The sequence below is a fragment of the Nocardia cyriacigeorgica NBRC 100375 genome, assembly GCF_000308555.1.
GTDB classification, from domain to species: domain Bacteria; phylum Actinomycetota; class Actinomycetes; order Mycobacteriales; family Mycobacteriaceae; genus Nocardia; species Nocardia cyriacigeorgica.
This window is the reverse complement of record NZ_BAFY01000047.1, coordinates 1-12,949: the sequence shown is the minus strand read 5'-3', so window position 1 is coordinate 12,949 and position 12,949 is coordinate 1. Positions and strand designations below refer to the sequence as shown.

The window sequence follows — 12,949 nt, the reverse complement described above, 5'->3', positions numbered from 1 at the left end:
CGTGCCCGCTGCGTCTTACACGCCCGCGAAGCCGTCGCCGATCTTGCCGTCGGTGCCGAGGGCGCGGTTCAGGGCGCTCTCCACCGCGGCGGCGACGTTGTCCAGGATCACCAGGGTGTCCTCGAACTTGGCGTCCCAGTCCTTGTGCACGGCCTGGAAGCCGTTGTAGGCCTCGTTGCCCTCCCAGGCGACGGCGAGCGCGCTGCCCGCGTCGGCCATGTCACGGGCATTGTCGGTCAGTGCCTTGCGGAAACCCTGCAGATCGTGGAACAGGGTGGTCATCGCAGACTTGTCGTATTCCATCAGAACCCTCCGGATCAGTTGTGTAGCTGGTGGTTACGGCCGATGCCTCGGTGGGCGGCCGTCAGATCTTGATGTAGTTGAACTCGTCTTCGCCCTCGGCGTCGATCCGCTTGAAGGTCGCGCTGCCCTCACCGACCAGCTCGGTCATCCGGTTCAGCACGCCGTTGAGTTCGGTGGCCTCGGTGTTCCACCGGTCGGCGGCGGCGTTGAAGGCGTTGCGGGCGTCGCCCTCCCAGCCGCGGGCCGCGTTGACCTCGTCGGTGATGGCCTTGAGGGTGAACTTCATGCCCTCGACGGCGTTGGCCATGTCGCCCTGGGCCTTGTCGGCGGATGAATGATCGGCGTAAACCATGATCGAACCTTTCGTGTTGTGATTTCTGTACCCGGAAGGTGCCGGTCGGGGCACCGCCGGGGAGAGTGGCGGGCTACTGCACGCCCTGCGGGTCTACTGCGGCAGCCACCTTCCCCCGGGCAGTGCTTCGACCAGGGCCGAGATCGCTTCCGCGATCCGGTGATCAGTGCCCGGTGTCACCGTGGACCAGACCTGCTGATCCGCTGCGAACCCGGGCGCGGCGACGAGGCGACCGTGCCCGGTGTCGTATACCGCGACCGCCGCCGGCGGCCGGGTGGTCACGCCGTCGATGTGGGCGTAGGCCACGATCTCGGCGTAGGCATGGCAGGACGCGAAGGCCAACCCGTAGCGGGGCGCGTCCCGGTCGGCGACGCCGAGCGCATAGAGGGCGTCGGCGTATTCGGCCGAGGTCTGCGCGGCTTCGAGGCGTTCGCTCAGCTCGGTGGCCGGCGCGCTGAATACCGCGACATCGGCAGGGGTGGCCGGACCGAGCGCGGCCAGCACGGGGCGGGCCAGAGTGGCGCCGGAGCCATCGGACCAGACGGTGCTGATCTCGTAGTCGTCGCCGGTGCGGACCGCGAGGGCGTGCTGTTGGCCGCGGCGGGCCAGGCAGATGCGAATCGGCGCGGCGCCGGTGAACACCCGGGCGACCAGTTCACGGTCGGGCTGGGCCAGGGTGAACAGGGCGTCGGCGAGGTTCGGTTCCACCTCACCGTAGGAGTCGATGACGCCCGCACCGGTCAGTTCGGTGACGGCGCGGCGCTGGGCTTCGGTCCATGCGTCGTAGGAATCGTGTCGCGGCGCAACCGAGAGCACCTGCGGCAACGTCTGCACGCCGAGGCGTTCGGCGACGGCGAGCAGGCCGTCGTTGGTCACCAGCGTCATGCCGCGCCTCCCGGTGCGGTCCGGCCGGTCTGCGGCGCGGCCGGTTCCGGTGCGCCGAGGACCGCGGGGGCCGAGACGATGCCGAGGTCGGCGCCGAGAGCGTCGGTGCCGGCGTCGCCGGCCCTCGACTGGTATTCCTCCTCCTGGGTGCCCGTCGCGGCGGCGAAGGGCGAACCGGGTACCAGCGGCACTGTGCCGTGCGCGGCCGGCACCTGCTGCGGTGTCACGACTTCCACGGTTTCGGTGGTGGCCGATTCGGTGAAGGCCGCGGCCTGGTAGGAGGTCTTCGCGCGTGGGATCGGGCCGAGACCACCGCCGCCGGGCGCGAACATGCCGGGCGTGACCGGGGGCAGGGCGGGTGTGGAGGCTTGTGGCGCGGTGGCGGGCGCCTGCTCGGCCGCCAACGCCGCGGCCGCCACGATGACCGGCGGCGGCTGCTGGACCCAGGGCTGCGCGAGCGGTGCACTGGCCGACTCGTAGCCGCGCATCACCCGCGACGCCGCGGCCTTGGCCGCATCGGCGTCGGCGTCGGTGGTGGCGGCGACGGCCTGAATCGGTGCGCCGAGGGCGGATCCGACCTGCTCGAGCAACCGCTGGATCTCCTGGATGGCCTGGATCTCCGCGCTGTCCGGCATGGCCAGCCGCGCCACTTCATAGGCCGCCACCTGGGTTTCGGCCCGCACCGCGTTGTTGGCCGCCGCGCTCGCCGCCTCGGTCAGCCACTCGCGCAGCCGCGACACCTTGTCGAGCACTTCACGGCTGGTGCCCGACTGCCAGACTCCGCGCAGACCGAGCACCACTCGCTCGAAATCGACCACCGCCGTGCCGAGTTCGGCCGCCAGCTGCACCCAGGCGGCGGCGGCCTCGGCCATCGGCAGCGAGCCGGGCCCGGTGCCGAGGTCGCGGGCCAGCCGGTCGGGCTGACGCGCCTCCCAGACCACGCCGGTGAATCCCGGCTGCGGTGGTTCGATCATCACAGCGCTCCGTGTGCCGCCCGGTCCGAGCTAGGCCGCTCCGCGCGCGGGCACATCGAAGCCCGCCGCGCTGTCGCTTTCGGACCGGCCGAACTCGGTGATCTGGCTGCGCAGCACCGCGGCCAGCTTGCGTAGCTCGTGGACACCGGCGGCGGTGCTGTCCGCAAAGGACACCGCCACCTCGCTCAGCGTCTGCGCTGCCGCCCGCGACACCTCGTCGGCACCGGCCGGTTCCACCTTCAGGGCGGCTTCCCGGCTGGTCAGTGCCTGCTCCAGCCGGTCGGCCAGAATGTCGAGCTCACGCGCGGCCGCGCCCGCGCCCGCGGCATCGAATTGGACCCCATCGAAATCCACACCACTGCGGACCATGACAACCTCCTGGATCGGACCGTGCTGACTGCGTCAGAGGGTGAGTTCTTTGTCGGGTGGTGCTTCGGACTGTGGTTCGGCCGCGCCGACCACCGGCAGCGAGACACCCTCGATATCGCCGACGACCTCATCGCCGTGCTGACCGGACACCAGGTAGTTCGGCATATCGCCGGAGTCGCCCGCGCCGCGCACACCAGCGGCGGCGCCGGCCGCACCGGCCGCACCGATCGGCATCATGGCCGGCCCCGTGCCCGCGGTGGTGGCCGCCGAGCGTCCGCCGGCCAGCGCCGCCTCACCGGACGACGCGGCACCGAGTCCACCGACGGCACCGGGCACGGCGCCCAGACCCGCGGTCCGGGTGCCCGGCCACGGGCTCAGCGGTGCGGCGACCGGGCCGACCCCGCCGCCACCGACTCCGCCGCCGCCGACTCCCCAACCGCCCGCGCCCGGATGGGCTTTGCCGGGCTCGCCGTCCTTCTTCGCGGCCGGATCGCGCTCGCCGTCCGCGGGTTTCGGCGCCAGCAACGAGGTGTTCGCGGCGGCAAGCTGCCCGATCGACTGTGCTCCGGTACCGGCCATCGTCATCAGCGGGGTGACCATCTGCAGCAGCTGCATGACCTGCTGCATCGAGTCCACGCCCTTGGGCGCACCGGTGACGGCGACCTTCTTGCCCGCCTGGGTCATATTTCCCGAGTGGCCGAGCAGCTCACCGCGGGTCTTCGCGACCACGGCGGTCGCCGAGGCCAGCGCCTCGGTGGTCGCGGCGACCATGAACATCTGCCCGCCGGGGGTGGCGAGCAGCGGCGCCGAGGCCACCATCGTGGTCAGGTATTTGGCGATGATGGCGGTCAATTCGGCGCCGCCGACGGCCACCGAGGTCGCCGCACCGGCGAGCACCGTCTTCTCATTGGTGCTCTGCGCGGCCAATTCGGCGCTGTCGGCTTGTGCGTCGGCGGCTTTGCCCGCGGCACTGCTCGCGCCCATGCCCTGCCAGATCGTCATCACCGCCTGCAACGCCGACGTGCCGAGCTGCATCGCGGTGGTGAGAGCGGTGTTGACGGCCTGGAACACCTGCATCGGATCCGGTCCGCCGCCCGGTGGGGGTGCGAGCACACCGGTGCCGAAACTGCTGGCCAGATCCGTCAGCGGACGGGCCAGCGCGGCGATATCGATCACCGGCATCGGCGGGAACTCCGGCAGCGGCGGGATCGCGGACAGATCCGGTAGCGGCGGCAGACCCATATCCGCGAGGATGTCGTTCACCGGCCGGTCGATATAGGGCGCGAGGGCGCTGCCACGTAAGAGATCGACGACGGTGGGGTCCAGCTCCGGATTCATTGCAGCGGCGCGGTCGCCGCACCCAGCTCGGCGACGGCGGCGGCGTCGGAGGCCTCGTAGGCGGCGGCGCTTTGATGTGCGGTGACCGCCGTAGCGGCGTGCACTCCGGCCAGTTCCATCACCGACGACAGATGGTTGCCCTGCGCGATCGCGTAGGACACCAGGAATTCCTGCCCGATCAAGCCGAACACGGGGGCCGCGACGGCCATGGTCGCGGCCTGGTCGACACTGCCTGCGGTGGCCACGCTCGTCGCCATCGCCGCTGCCGCGTCGCCGTAGCGACGGATCGCGTCAGGTGTTGCTACGAGGTCGCTCATCGTACTCCCCGATCCGGTGATGCTGGATGTTTGGTGCGAATCCCCCCACCGAGCTGAGGCTTCGGTGTGAGCTGTCGCAAAAAACTATGACCGGTCAGGGTGAACGTGACGTGTCTACCCGCTGACTTCTTCGTTGAATGACACGACGATTTCGGCGCGCCGGGCAAAGGCCGCCCTGGCCGCCGCTGCGACGGTAGCTACCAGCCGCTGCTCGAACTCGGAGGGCGTGAGCTCCGAGATCGCCGTGGTGAACTGGAGATTCACCAGTGAGCCGTTGCCGTCGACCTCGGCGGTCATCGACCCGTCCGGCGCGGTTTCGCTCGCGCGGACCGCGGCCATATCGTCGGCGAGGTCGCGCATGCGATACAACCGCCGGCGAACGCTGGCTTCCAGCTCGTCCATAGATTCAAACACGAGGTGAATTCCTCTCCCGCGCAGTTGTTCCCACTGATGAAAACCAGCAGCTCAGACCGAGCGCAGCCAGCTGCGCGGCTCGGTGTCGTAGTCCTGCTCGTCGGCCATTTCCTGCGCGGCCACCTCGGCAGCGGTCGGCAGGCCCATCAGCGCAAGCATGTCCTCGGCCACGCCCGCCTGCTCCAGCTGCGCCCGTCGCGCCAGGCCGGCCCGGCTCGCGGCCTGCTTGCACAGCCGCAGCACCTCCGCCGCCAGCGCGGTGGGATCACCGCGCAGCTCGGTGCGCTCGATCGAAATACCCACCGGCAGGCCCTGTTCGGTGGTGCGCACCGCGATCGCGCCGGTGCGGGACGTGGCGGTCCATTCCGCCGGGCCCTGATCCTGCTCGCTCATCGCGGCATTCCTTTCACGCGCGCTCGTCCTTGATCGCCCGGATCACCGCGGCGACTCGGGTATTGATCGCGTTGACCAGATGTTTGCGATCGGCCGGTCTGGCCACCGGCGGCGTCTCGTCACCGATGACGTAGCGGCCGTCCTCTTCCAGATCGCGCCAACGCAGCCGGTGTTTGGTGATGCCACGCGGGCCGAAGATCGAAAAGCCCTGCACCACATCGATGGTTCCGTAGCTCGGCGCGGGCGTGGCCAGGAAGGTGGCGCCGCGCTGGCCGACCGAATCGTCGAACGAGTCGTGCACCGCCGAGCCGCCGTAGGAGTGATCGAGTTCCTCGCCCGGGTTCTCCGCGGGCAGCACCACATCGCGCTGCTTGCCGGGCTTCGCCTCCGGCATCTTGGCGACCATCGCCTCGGCCAGGCTCACCGCCTCGCATTCGTGAACCGTGAACCCGCCACTGTGCCAGTAGCTTTCACCGGGCAGCTGCTCGATGATGTAGCCGGTGTTCTGCCGGCGGGCACCGTGCAGCCGCACCAGCCCCTTCGGTTCGCGCGGAGCGCGACCGTCGCCACCGTTGATCACGATCCGCAGATCCGGGTCGGCGATCGCTTCCAGCACCGGATCGAAGGCGGCGCCGAGCCGACGCCGCACGTCATCGCGCGCGGCCAGCTTCTCGGCCTTGAACTTTTCGGGATCCTCGGTGCGCCCGGTGTAGAACAACGGGAACGGCAGCCCGCCGCGGCGCAGCGACTCCCACAGCACGACGAACTCGATATCGCTGAATCCCCAGGTCCGGTTCATTTCTCCACAACAGGTTTGGCCACCACCGGCGCATCGCCCAGTGCTTCTTCGATGTGCTCGACGGAGTCGAGGTAGTCGGCGCGCTTGTGCTCCTTGGCCTGCTGACCACCGCCCGCGCCTGCGCCCGCCGGGCCCATCCCGCCGGGTGCGCCGGGCGCACCCGCGATGGGTGCCAGGCCCGCGCCGCGCATCGCACCGGCCGCGATACCAGCGGCCGAGGCGCGCGGGAACAGCTTCGACGCCTGCGTCTGCGCGGGCTCTTTCGGCAGACCACCGAGCCCACCGGCTCCGCCACCCGCGCCGCCACCGCCGACGCCCTTGCCCGCACCGAGCCCGCCCTTGAGGTTCGGCAAGTCTTTGCCCAGCCCGGACAGCGCCTGCGGCAGCCCGGCCAGACCCGCCTGCTGCATCGCCTGTTGTGCTGCCTGCTGAGCTTGCTGCAATCCCTGCTGGGCGGCCTGCTGCGCCTGCTGCAAGCCCTGCTGGAGTGCCTGCTGAGCTTGTTGCGCGGCCTGCTGCGCCGCCTGCTGGGCCGCCTGCTGCTGGGCGCGTTGTTCGGCCTGCTGCTGGGCCTGCTCCTGCTGTTGACGCAGCTCGGCGGCCTGACGGCGGGCGTCGGCATCGGCCTTGTCCTGCGCGGCCTGCATATCGCGTTGCTGCCGGCTCAACGCCTGCTGATCCTTGGCGAACTGGGCGAGACCGGCCTGTTGCTGTTGCTGAGCGGCGGAACTGCCGCCATTGTTACCACCGTTGTTGCCGCCGTTGTTTCCACCGTTGTTTCCACCGTTGTTTCCACCGTTGTTGCCGCCGTTGTTGCCCGGGTTCTGGCGGTCGTCGTTCGGCATCTGCACCGCGTCGGTCGGCTTGGGCAGGATCGGAATCGCGCTCGCGCAAGCGGCGATACCGGGCTCGTACCAGTTCGCGTAGACCTGCCTGGCCAGCTCGAGCTGGGCGTGCTCTTGATCGTCAGGGGTGTAGGCGACGCTCTGGTCGGGCATGCCGTAGACGGTGTTGGCCGTCCAACCGGAGGCATTGACGAGATTATCGCTGAGCTGCTGCATCGCGGTGAGCAGCTTGCCGCTGTTGTTGGTGTAGAGCCGGACCGCGCGGGCGGCCCCGTCGGCTCCGGTGCCCTTCCAGCGGTCGGAATCCATCAAACCCTGGATGCTCTGGTCGAAGTTGGAGAACCCGGACTGCAGCTGCAGTTTCATCCGGAACCAGTCACCACCGGCCACGGCGATGAAGGCCGGTTTGCCACGGATCTGATCGCCGAGCCACCACAGCTGGTTGAAGTTCAGCGTCTGCGCGGGCGGCACCGTCACCGAGAACCCTTGGGAGCCTTCACTACCGGCGAGATCGAGCAGGCTATCAGGGAGCCCGCCGTACTTGGAGTCCTTGTTCTCGTAGTTGCCGAGGTTCGGGATGTCGGGCGAGATGTCGACCCAGCCGCCGTGATACATCTGCTCCTGCTCGACGTGCTTGATCAGATCGCCCGCGTTGCTGGTGCGGACCATGGAATCGAAATGACCCTTGCCGTCCAGATCGGTGCCCTCGTACAGCTTTCCCGCGATGACGAACGACTCACCGAGATCGGTGGCGATGCGCTTGTGTTCCTTCATCACCTCGTCGCGGAACTCCGCGGCGATCTCGGCGAACTTGTTCGCCAGCCGCACCGCGCCGGGAAAGTGGCCGAGGCCCTCGATCTTCAGCACGTCGTCGAGGCTGCCGGTCACCATGTTCAGCACGTCGACCAGGTCGGCGCAGTAGGACGCGGCATCGGTGGCGACGTCCTTGGTGAACACCAGCCCGCCGTTGCCCGCTTGCGTGCGGAGATCGCCCCATGGGTTGTTTTCTCCGGCCATCGGCACAGCTCCTTCCCACTCGCTGACCACACGGTGCGTGATCATCCCGTGGAGAAACTGAACGGCAGGTAGCCGCGCGATGAATCATGCTCGGGCCGAGCGTTTCCGCTGAGGTCAGTGGTCGACCGAGCGGTGCCGCTGCTGGAAACGCTGCTCGAACTCGGCGATGTAGGCCGAGGGGGCGACCGATGAGCTCGCCTGTTCGAGCACACCGTCGTCGGCGAGGTAGAAGATGGCGCGGCCGACCGCGATGTCCTCCGGCGCGACCGGCACGTACACCATCCAGCCGACGCTGATCCGCTCGGCGACCAACTGATGTGGCGGATAGCCGGTGGTGTCGGCCCCGGTATCGGACAGATGTGCGCGCACCCGCGCCAACGCCTGCTCCTGCGGCATCGGCTCGGGCAGCGAGAGTGCGACGCCGGCCAAAGTGAGCTGGTAGAAGGCGCTGTCGATATCGAAATCGCCGTCGTCGCCGAAGACTTCGACCAGGGTGTCCCTCGTCGCGACACCGACCTCGGCGGCCGACAGCAAAGCCGCGGCCGCACGCCGGTCACGGTCGTCCGGCTCGGCGGTGATCAAACGCAGCACCACAGCCACCACCGTGTCGGAGGTCCAGAACCCCGGCACCGCTTCGGCGATCCCCTGCGCGCCCGGCGATTCGCCGCAATACCAGTGGCCGCTGTCCCACCAGTAGCAGAACGAGAGCAGGCCGGTGGAAGCACGCGCGTTGAGCACCGGGTTGGCCACCCACTCGGGCGCACCGGCATACAGCTCGGGCAAGGCCGCGTTCCCGTTGTAGGCGGCGTCGAGATCGGGTGCGTTCCAGACCCCGCCGGAGAGCACCGCCCGGCCGCCGGGCACGGCGTACAGCGTGGCGCCGCTGCGCCGGGAACCTTCGAACATGCCGAGCGACGGCAGGATTCGCGGGCCCCACTGCGACCCTGCCGCGACGAACGCCGCCGACAGCACCGCCCACCGCGCCCACATCAGCGGAAACTCTGGCAGCTCGTGATCGGCGAGTTCACCGCGAACGTCGCGGGCGCGGTCGGCGCGGGCCTGGGCGGCGGCATCGCCGGGCGAGCGGGACTGCCGGTCGGCGTGGGCGAGGTGGGCGGCCAGCCACACCGGCAGCGAACGTCGCGGATACACCCGCAGATCCTCGGCGTACGCCTGCGGCGGGAACAGCTGATCCTGTGGGAACGGTTCGTCGCCGTAGTCGTAGTCGACGTCGAGCTCACCGCCGGCACCGAGCGTCAACAGCAGACGCCACCAGGGGCCGTCGCCGAGCTGCGCGGATTCGTGACGCTGACGGCGCACCAGCTCCAGCAACTCCGTCGACGGCTGCGCGCCGATCGAATGGTTCTGCTCGTCGATGTAGAAGACCTGCCCGAGTTCGGCGGCGGCCGTCAGCGCGAACAAGGCGGTGAGACGTTGCCAGCCCGCAGGGGCCGCGGCCGCCAGGGCGCGGGCGATCTGGCGGGTGAGTTCGGTGGCGCGGTCGGCCGGGTCGGCGTCGGGCGGGGTGGGGGTGGGGTCGAGGCTGAAGCCGACGTCGGGGTCGTCATCGGTGTCGGTGGCGGCGTTAGTGGAGGTGGAGCCGGCGTTGGCATCCGAGGCGGAGGCGGCGTCGTCAGCGGAGGGAGTGCCGGCGTCAGCGGAGGAGGTGTCGGCAGCAGTGTCGTCGTCAGCGTAGGCATGGGCGCCTGCGGCAGCGTCGGAGACAGCGGCGTCGGAGGCAGCAGCGGTGCCTGGCGCCGCATCGGTGGCGGGCCGCGCGCCGGTCTCCGAATTCGCGGAGGGGCGTTCGCCTGCCGGCTGCTCGTGGGCTGGTTCCGGCTGGTCGGCGGGGTTGTTCACTCGCGGCACTCTCCTCGTCTGCGCGCCCGATGACCGGGAAGTTCGAAGCGGTCATACCACCGCAGGTGAAACGGAGCCGGAACAGCCGGTGACGGCAAACCGACCCGGCTATCACTCAGTTCTGCCGCGCCAAACCCAATGCGGGCAGATCCAACGGGCGATTTCCGTCGCCCTCATCCCATGCCACATACGACAGGGCCGACGGGTCCGGGATCCCGAACGCGTCGCGCAGGCCGTCGACGATCATCGCGGCCAGTTCGCGATAGCGAGCCGAGGGCAGCGGCCACGACCATTCGATCCACCAGTTGTCGGCGTGATCGGCGTCCGGCGGTTGCCAGCCCGCCGCGCTCAGCATCCGCGCGCCGTCGGCTCCTGCCCCGGCCTCGGGGCTCAACCAGCGGTCACCGACCAGTTCGGCCCAGATCCGGTCGTCGAGTTGACGCAGCTGGGCGAAGCGCGGCGACTCCGCTCGGTCCTCGCCGATGCGCAGCACCGAACCGGCGCCGAGCCGCATCATCTCGGCCGCCAGGCCCGTGCCCAGCCGCGCCCACTCCGTCACAGCAGTCCCTGTTCCTCGAGCTCGACGTTGCGGTCGTCGCGGGCGAGCCTGGTGTTGTCGATCAGCTTCAGCACCACCGAAACCGCCAGCTCGTGCAGCACCAGCGTCTGCTCCGCGCCTGCCCAGCGCAGCTGCGGAAACTCGCCGGGGACGCGGGCCGTCGGCGCGCCGAGAGCTTCGGTGAGCGCCTCCCCCAACGCCGCGAACGCGTCGCGGATACGTTCGCGGCCCGCGGGCGATTCCTCGGCGAAATCGGTCACTCGAACCTCGATGACCTCGGCTCTGCCGTCCTTGCCTCGGATCTCACCGCTGCCGAGGCCGAAACCGGTGTCGAGCATCACCCAGTTCGCGTCGCTGTGCAGCACTCGCCAGCCGAACTCGGTGGCCAGCGCCGGGCCGTCGGCCACCTGCCACGACCAAGCCAGCGACCGCAGCCGGGTACCGAGCTCGGCGATCTCGGTGCCGGTCATCGCCTGCCACTGCGTCATGGGCTCACCCCCGGATCCGTCGGCGGTCATCGGGTCTGCCCGCGCCGGTCGAGTTCTTCGATCTTGCGGGCCAGCGCTTCCCTGCGCTCCCGGGCATTGGTGCCGTCGAGCTGGCCGGCGAAGGCGGCTCGGGCGGCGGCGACGAGGTCGTCGGGCACCTCCGGGTAGGCGCGGGCGATCGCCCACAGGGCGTCCTCGGTTTTCATATCGAGGCCGGTGGCGGAGCGCAAACCCCCACCGCTGCACACCGAAGCGAGCATTTCCTCGAAGTTCGCCCGTAGCTCGTCATCGGTCGGCGGACTCACCCGCATGGTGCCTCCTTGTCTGTTCTGGTCTCCCGGTCATCCACGGAAGGTCTGTTCCCGGCGCTGTGGGTCGGCGAGGACGCTGTGGATCAGTGCACCGAGGTCCATCTCGGGTGGCAGTGTCCGGTAGCGCACCTCGAACACGACGACACCGTTCTCGATCACCGCGAACCGCGTGGTGCGGCGCTCGAGCAGGACCCATTCGACGCGGACCGGGCCGCCGAGGTCGATCGTACGACCGTCCACCCGCAAGGCCAGGCCGGCACCGTCGCGGTAGAACACCACCCGCGACTCACCCAGGTCGCCGTACACCCCGCCCCTGGTGCCGTTCGACGCCGGGACCGCCTGCAACGCGCCGGTGCCGGGATCGAATTCGGCCGCCACACCGAAACCGGCGAACGGTTGCACGAGGATCGGGCCGCTCGCGGGGGCCGTGCGCTCACCACGTCGGCTACTTTCGCCGCCGACGTTCGCGCGGCTGCCGCCTGCCGGTCCGCCCCCGGGCCCGCCGAAAGGAGGTGGCGGCGGGATCGGTCCCCATGGGCCGGGCTGGGCTCCGGACGTGGGCGCATGGTCAGCGTTGCGCTGGAAGCTCTCGCTACCCGAACCCCATCCCTGTTGCGCTGGGGGTTGCGCCGGAGCATTCGGGTACGCGTAGTCGGGCCGGTAGTGCTGCGCAGGCGGCATCACCGGCTCCGAGTACCGCTCCCCACCGGCCACCGGCCCGTACTGCTGCCCGGCGCCCGGCATCGGGCCCGGCGCCTGAGATGGGTAGGCAGCCTCGGGATCGTCCGACTGGGCCGGAAGGTGCGGGGGCACCCCGAGTTCCGGGGCGGTTCCCGCAGGGTTCGGCTCGGCCGGAGAGTGCCACGGCGCGGGGAACGACGGCGACGGCGGGAAGGGCCTCAGGTCTCCCGATGGACTCGCAGGTGCAGGTGCTGCCGTCTGGTCTGCACGGTGGTGGGCAGCCGGTGTACGAGGTTCTGAGTGCCGTTCCCCACCGACCGCGTCCCCGGACGGCTGTCCCGCACCCGGCACGGGGGCTGACGGGTGCGCCTGCGATGACGGTTCGCCACCGGCAGGCAGGTCCGGATTGGCCGGAAGTTCCGTGTGCACCGCGAAATCTGGGCCTGTCGCAACTGTGGGGTTCGACGACGGCGGTGACTGTGCCGGAGCAGGCGGGAACGCACCGGGCGCGTGCCTCGGATCTTCCAGTGGACTCGCAGGTGCGGTTGGCACCGGATGCTCTGCGGGTGTGGGCGCCGGCGGTGCGGGCAGCTGCGGCGATGCCTGCGGACCTGCGGCGTCGAGGGAAGCCGGGGGTGCCGCGGGCGTGGGCGGAGCCGGGATCTCGGGCACTCCCGGAGGTACAGACGCCGGCGGAGCCGGCAAGTCCGGAAGGCCCGGGGGTACAGGCGGGGCCGCCGATACCGGAGGAACCCCCGGCATCAGCGGTTGCGGCGTCGGCGGCACGGATGGTGCCGACCCTGCGGGAGATTCCGGCAAGACCGGAGGCACAGGAGGCCTCGGTGGGGCCGGGGGCTCTGGTGTAACCGGCGGCGCCGGTGCCGGCGGGGGCACCGGCGGTACGGGGAGGCCCGGAGGTACCGGCAGCTGCGGCGGATGTTGCGGTGGCACAGGTGGCTGCGGCGGCACGGGCGGCTCGGGTGGCACAGGCAGCACTGGAGGCACAGGCGGCACCGGCGGGACCGGCGGCACCGGCGGCACCGG

The 12,949-nt window shown here is 70.2% G+C and carries 16 protein-coding genes; all 16 read right to left on the bottom strand.

Annotated features, from left to right (window positions below):
• Positions 1 to 15: 15 nt before the first annotated feature.
• The 16 genes from RJ05_RS29195 to RJ05_RS04095 all read right to left on the bottom strand — a co-directional run bounded on the left by RJ05_RS29195 (position 16) and on the right by RJ05_RS04095 (position 11,626).
• Positions 16 to 303, bottom strand: coding sequence for a WXG100 family type VII secretion target (locus RJ05_RS29195; protein WP_051016217.1), 288 nt, complete (start codon positions 301 to 303; stop codon positions 16 to 18).
• Positions 304 to 364: 61 nt separating this feature from the next.
• Positions 365 to 655, bottom strand: a complete 291-nt coding sequence (locus RJ05_RS29190; protein ID WP_014349133.1) for a WXG100 family type VII secretion target — start codon at positions 653 to 655, stop codon at positions 365 to 367.
• 93 nt (positions 656 to 748) lie between these two features.
• Positions 749 to 1,540, bottom strand: a complete 792-nt coding sequence (locus RJ05_RS04160) for an ESX secretion-associated protein EspG (protein ID WP_036533304.1) — start codon at positions 1,538 to 1,540, stop codon at positions 749 to 751.
• Entirely contained in the window at positions 1,537 to 2,514 is a 978-nt protein-coding gene (locus RJ05_RS04155; RefSeq protein ID WP_036533302.1) for a PPE domain-containing protein, read from the bottom strand. The genes RJ05_RS04160 and RJ05_RS04155 overlap by 4 nt, the downstream gene beginning before the upstream one ends.
• Before the next feature lie 30 nt (positions 2,515 to 2,544).
• Positions 2,545 to 2,883, bottom strand: coding sequence for a PE family protein (locus RJ05_RS04150; RefSeq protein ID WP_036533300.1), 339 nt, complete (start codon positions 2,881 to 2,883; stop codon positions 2,545 to 2,547).
• Positions 2,884 to 2,916: 33 nt separating this feature from the next.
• Positions 2,917 to 4,221, bottom strand: coding sequence for a hypothetical protein (locus RJ05_RS04145; protein WP_036533298.1), 1,305 nt, complete (start codon positions 4,219 to 4,221; stop codon positions 2,917 to 2,919).
• Positions 4,218 to 4,538 (bottom strand): hypothetical protein, encoded by a 321-nt coding sequence (locus RJ05_RS04140; RefSeq protein ID WP_036533296.1) that lies wholly within the window; start codon positions 4,536 to 4,538, stop codon positions 4,218 to 4,220. Before RJ05_RS04140 ends, RJ05_RS04145 begins: the two co-directional genes overlap by 4 nt.
• 114 nt (positions 4,539 to 4,652) lie before the next feature.
• A complete protein-coding gene (locus RJ05_RS04135; protein ID WP_036533294.1) occupies positions 4,653 to 4,952 on the bottom strand; it encodes a YbaB/EbfC family nucleoid-associated protein in 300 nt (99 codons plus the stop codon).
• Positions 4,953 to 5,003: 51 nt separating this feature from the next.
• The gene (locus RJ05_RS04130) at positions 5,004 to 5,345 is read right to left on the bottom strand and encodes a hypothetical protein (RefSeq protein WP_036533292.1); all 342 of its coding nucleotides are present in this window, start codon (positions 5,343 to 5,345) and stop codon (positions 5,004 to 5,006) included.
• A 13-nt stretch (positions 5,346 to 5,358) separates the two neighbouring features.
• On the bottom strand, positions 5,359 to 6,144 hold the full coding sequence (locus tag RJ05_RS04125) for an ESX secretion-associated protein EspG (RefSeq protein WP_036533289.1): 786 nt from the start codon (positions 6,142 to 6,144) through the stop codon (positions 5,359 to 5,361).
• Positions 6,141 to 8,006 carry a hypothetical protein gene (locus tag RJ05_RS04120; RefSeq protein ID WP_138445727.1) on the bottom strand — a complete coding sequence of 622 codons (1,866 nt, stop codon included), beginning with the start codon at positions 8,004 to 8,006 and terminating at the stop codon, positions 6,141 to 6,143. The genes RJ05_RS04125 and RJ05_RS04120 overlap by 4 nt, the downstream gene beginning before the upstream one ends.
• Positions 8,007 to 8,120: 114 nt before the next feature.
• Positions 8,121 to 9,866: a hypothetical protein gene (locus RJ05_RS04115; protein WP_036533285.1), complete on the bottom strand. Its 1,746-nt coding sequence runs from the start codon at positions 9,864 to 9,866 to the stop codon at positions 8,121 to 8,123.
• Positions 9,867 to 9,981: 115 nt separating this feature from the next.
• The gene (locus RJ05_RS04110) at positions 9,982 to 10,425 is read right to left on the bottom strand and encodes a TY-Chap domain-containing protein (protein ID WP_036533283.1); all 444 of its coding nucleotides are present in this window, start codon (positions 10,423 to 10,425) and stop codon (positions 9,982 to 9,984) included.
• On the bottom strand, positions 10,422 to 10,913 hold the full coding sequence (locus tag RJ05_RS04105) for a DUF6301 family protein (RefSeq protein WP_228790382.1): 492 nt from the start codon (positions 10,911 to 10,913) through the stop codon (positions 10,422 to 10,424). Before RJ05_RS04105 ends, RJ05_RS04110 begins: the two co-directional genes overlap by 4 nt.
• A 26-nt stretch (positions 10,914 to 10,939) precedes the next feature.
• Complete coding sequence (locus tag RJ05_RS04100) at positions 10,940 to 11,224, bottom strand: hypothetical protein (RefSeq protein WP_036533280.1); 285 nt, start codon at positions 11,222 to 11,224, stop codon at positions 10,940 to 10,942.
• A gap of 30 nt (positions 11,225 to 11,254) precedes the next feature.
• Complete coding sequence (locus RJ05_RS04095; RefSeq protein WP_036533279.1) at positions 11,255 to 11,626, bottom strand: hypothetical protein; 372 nt, start codon at positions 11,624 to 11,626, stop codon at positions 11,255 to 11,257.
• Positions 11,627 to 12,949 lie beyond the last annotated feature (1,323 nt).

What these genes read in the sequence shown, in the direction of transcription:
- RJ05_RS29195 (WP_051016217.1), bottom strand. Translation starts at nt 303, where the DNA reads ATGGAATACGACAAGTCTGCGATGACCACCCTGTTCCACGATCTGCAG.
- RJ05_RS29190 (WP_014349133.1), bottom strand. Translation starts at nt 655, where the DNA reads ATGGTTTACGCCGATCATTCATCCGCCGACAAGGCCCAGGGCGACATG.
- RJ05_RS04160 (WP_036533304.1), bottom strand. Translation starts at nt 1,540, where the DNA reads ATGACGCTGGTGACCAACGACGGCCTGCTCGCCGTCGCCGAACGCCTC.
- RJ05_RS04155 (WP_036533302.1), bottom strand. Translation starts at nt 2,514, where the DNA reads ATGATCGAACCACCGCAGCCGGGATTCACCGGCGTGGTCTGGGAGGCG.
- RJ05_RS04150 (WP_036533300.1), bottom strand. Translation starts at nt 2,883, where the DNA reads ATGGTCCGCAGTGGTGTGGATTTCGATGGGGTCCAATTCGATGCCGCG.
- RJ05_RS04145 (WP_036533298.1), bottom strand. Translation starts at nt 4,221, where the DNA reads ATGAATCCGGAGCTGGACCCCACCGTCGTCGATCTCTTACGTGGCAGC.
- RJ05_RS04140 (WP_036533296.1), bottom strand. Translation starts at nt 4,538, where the DNA reads ATGAGCGACCTCGTAGCAACACCTGACGCGATCCGTCGCTACGGCGAC.
- RJ05_RS04130 (WP_036533292.1), bottom strand. Translation starts at nt 5,345, where the DNA reads ATGAGCGAGCAGGATCAGGGCCCGGCGGAATGGACCGCCACGTCCCGC.
- RJ05_RS04125 (WP_036533289.1), bottom strand. Translation starts at nt 6,144, where the DNA reads ATGAACCGGACCTGGGGATTCAGCGATATCGAGTTCGTCGTGCTGTGG.
- RJ05_RS04120 (WP_138445727.1), bottom strand. Translation starts at nt 8,006, where the DNA reads ATGGCCGGAGAAAACAACCCATGGGGCGATCTCCGCACGCAAGCGGGC.
- RJ05_RS04105 (WP_228790382.1), bottom strand. Translation starts at nt 10,913, where the DNA reads ATGACGCAGTGGCAGGCGATGACCGGCACCGAGATCGCCGAGCTCGGT.
- RJ05_RS04100 (WP_036533280.1), bottom strand. Translation starts at nt 11,224, where the DNA reads ATGCGGGTGAGTCCGCCGACCGATGACGAGCTACGGGCGAACTTCGAG.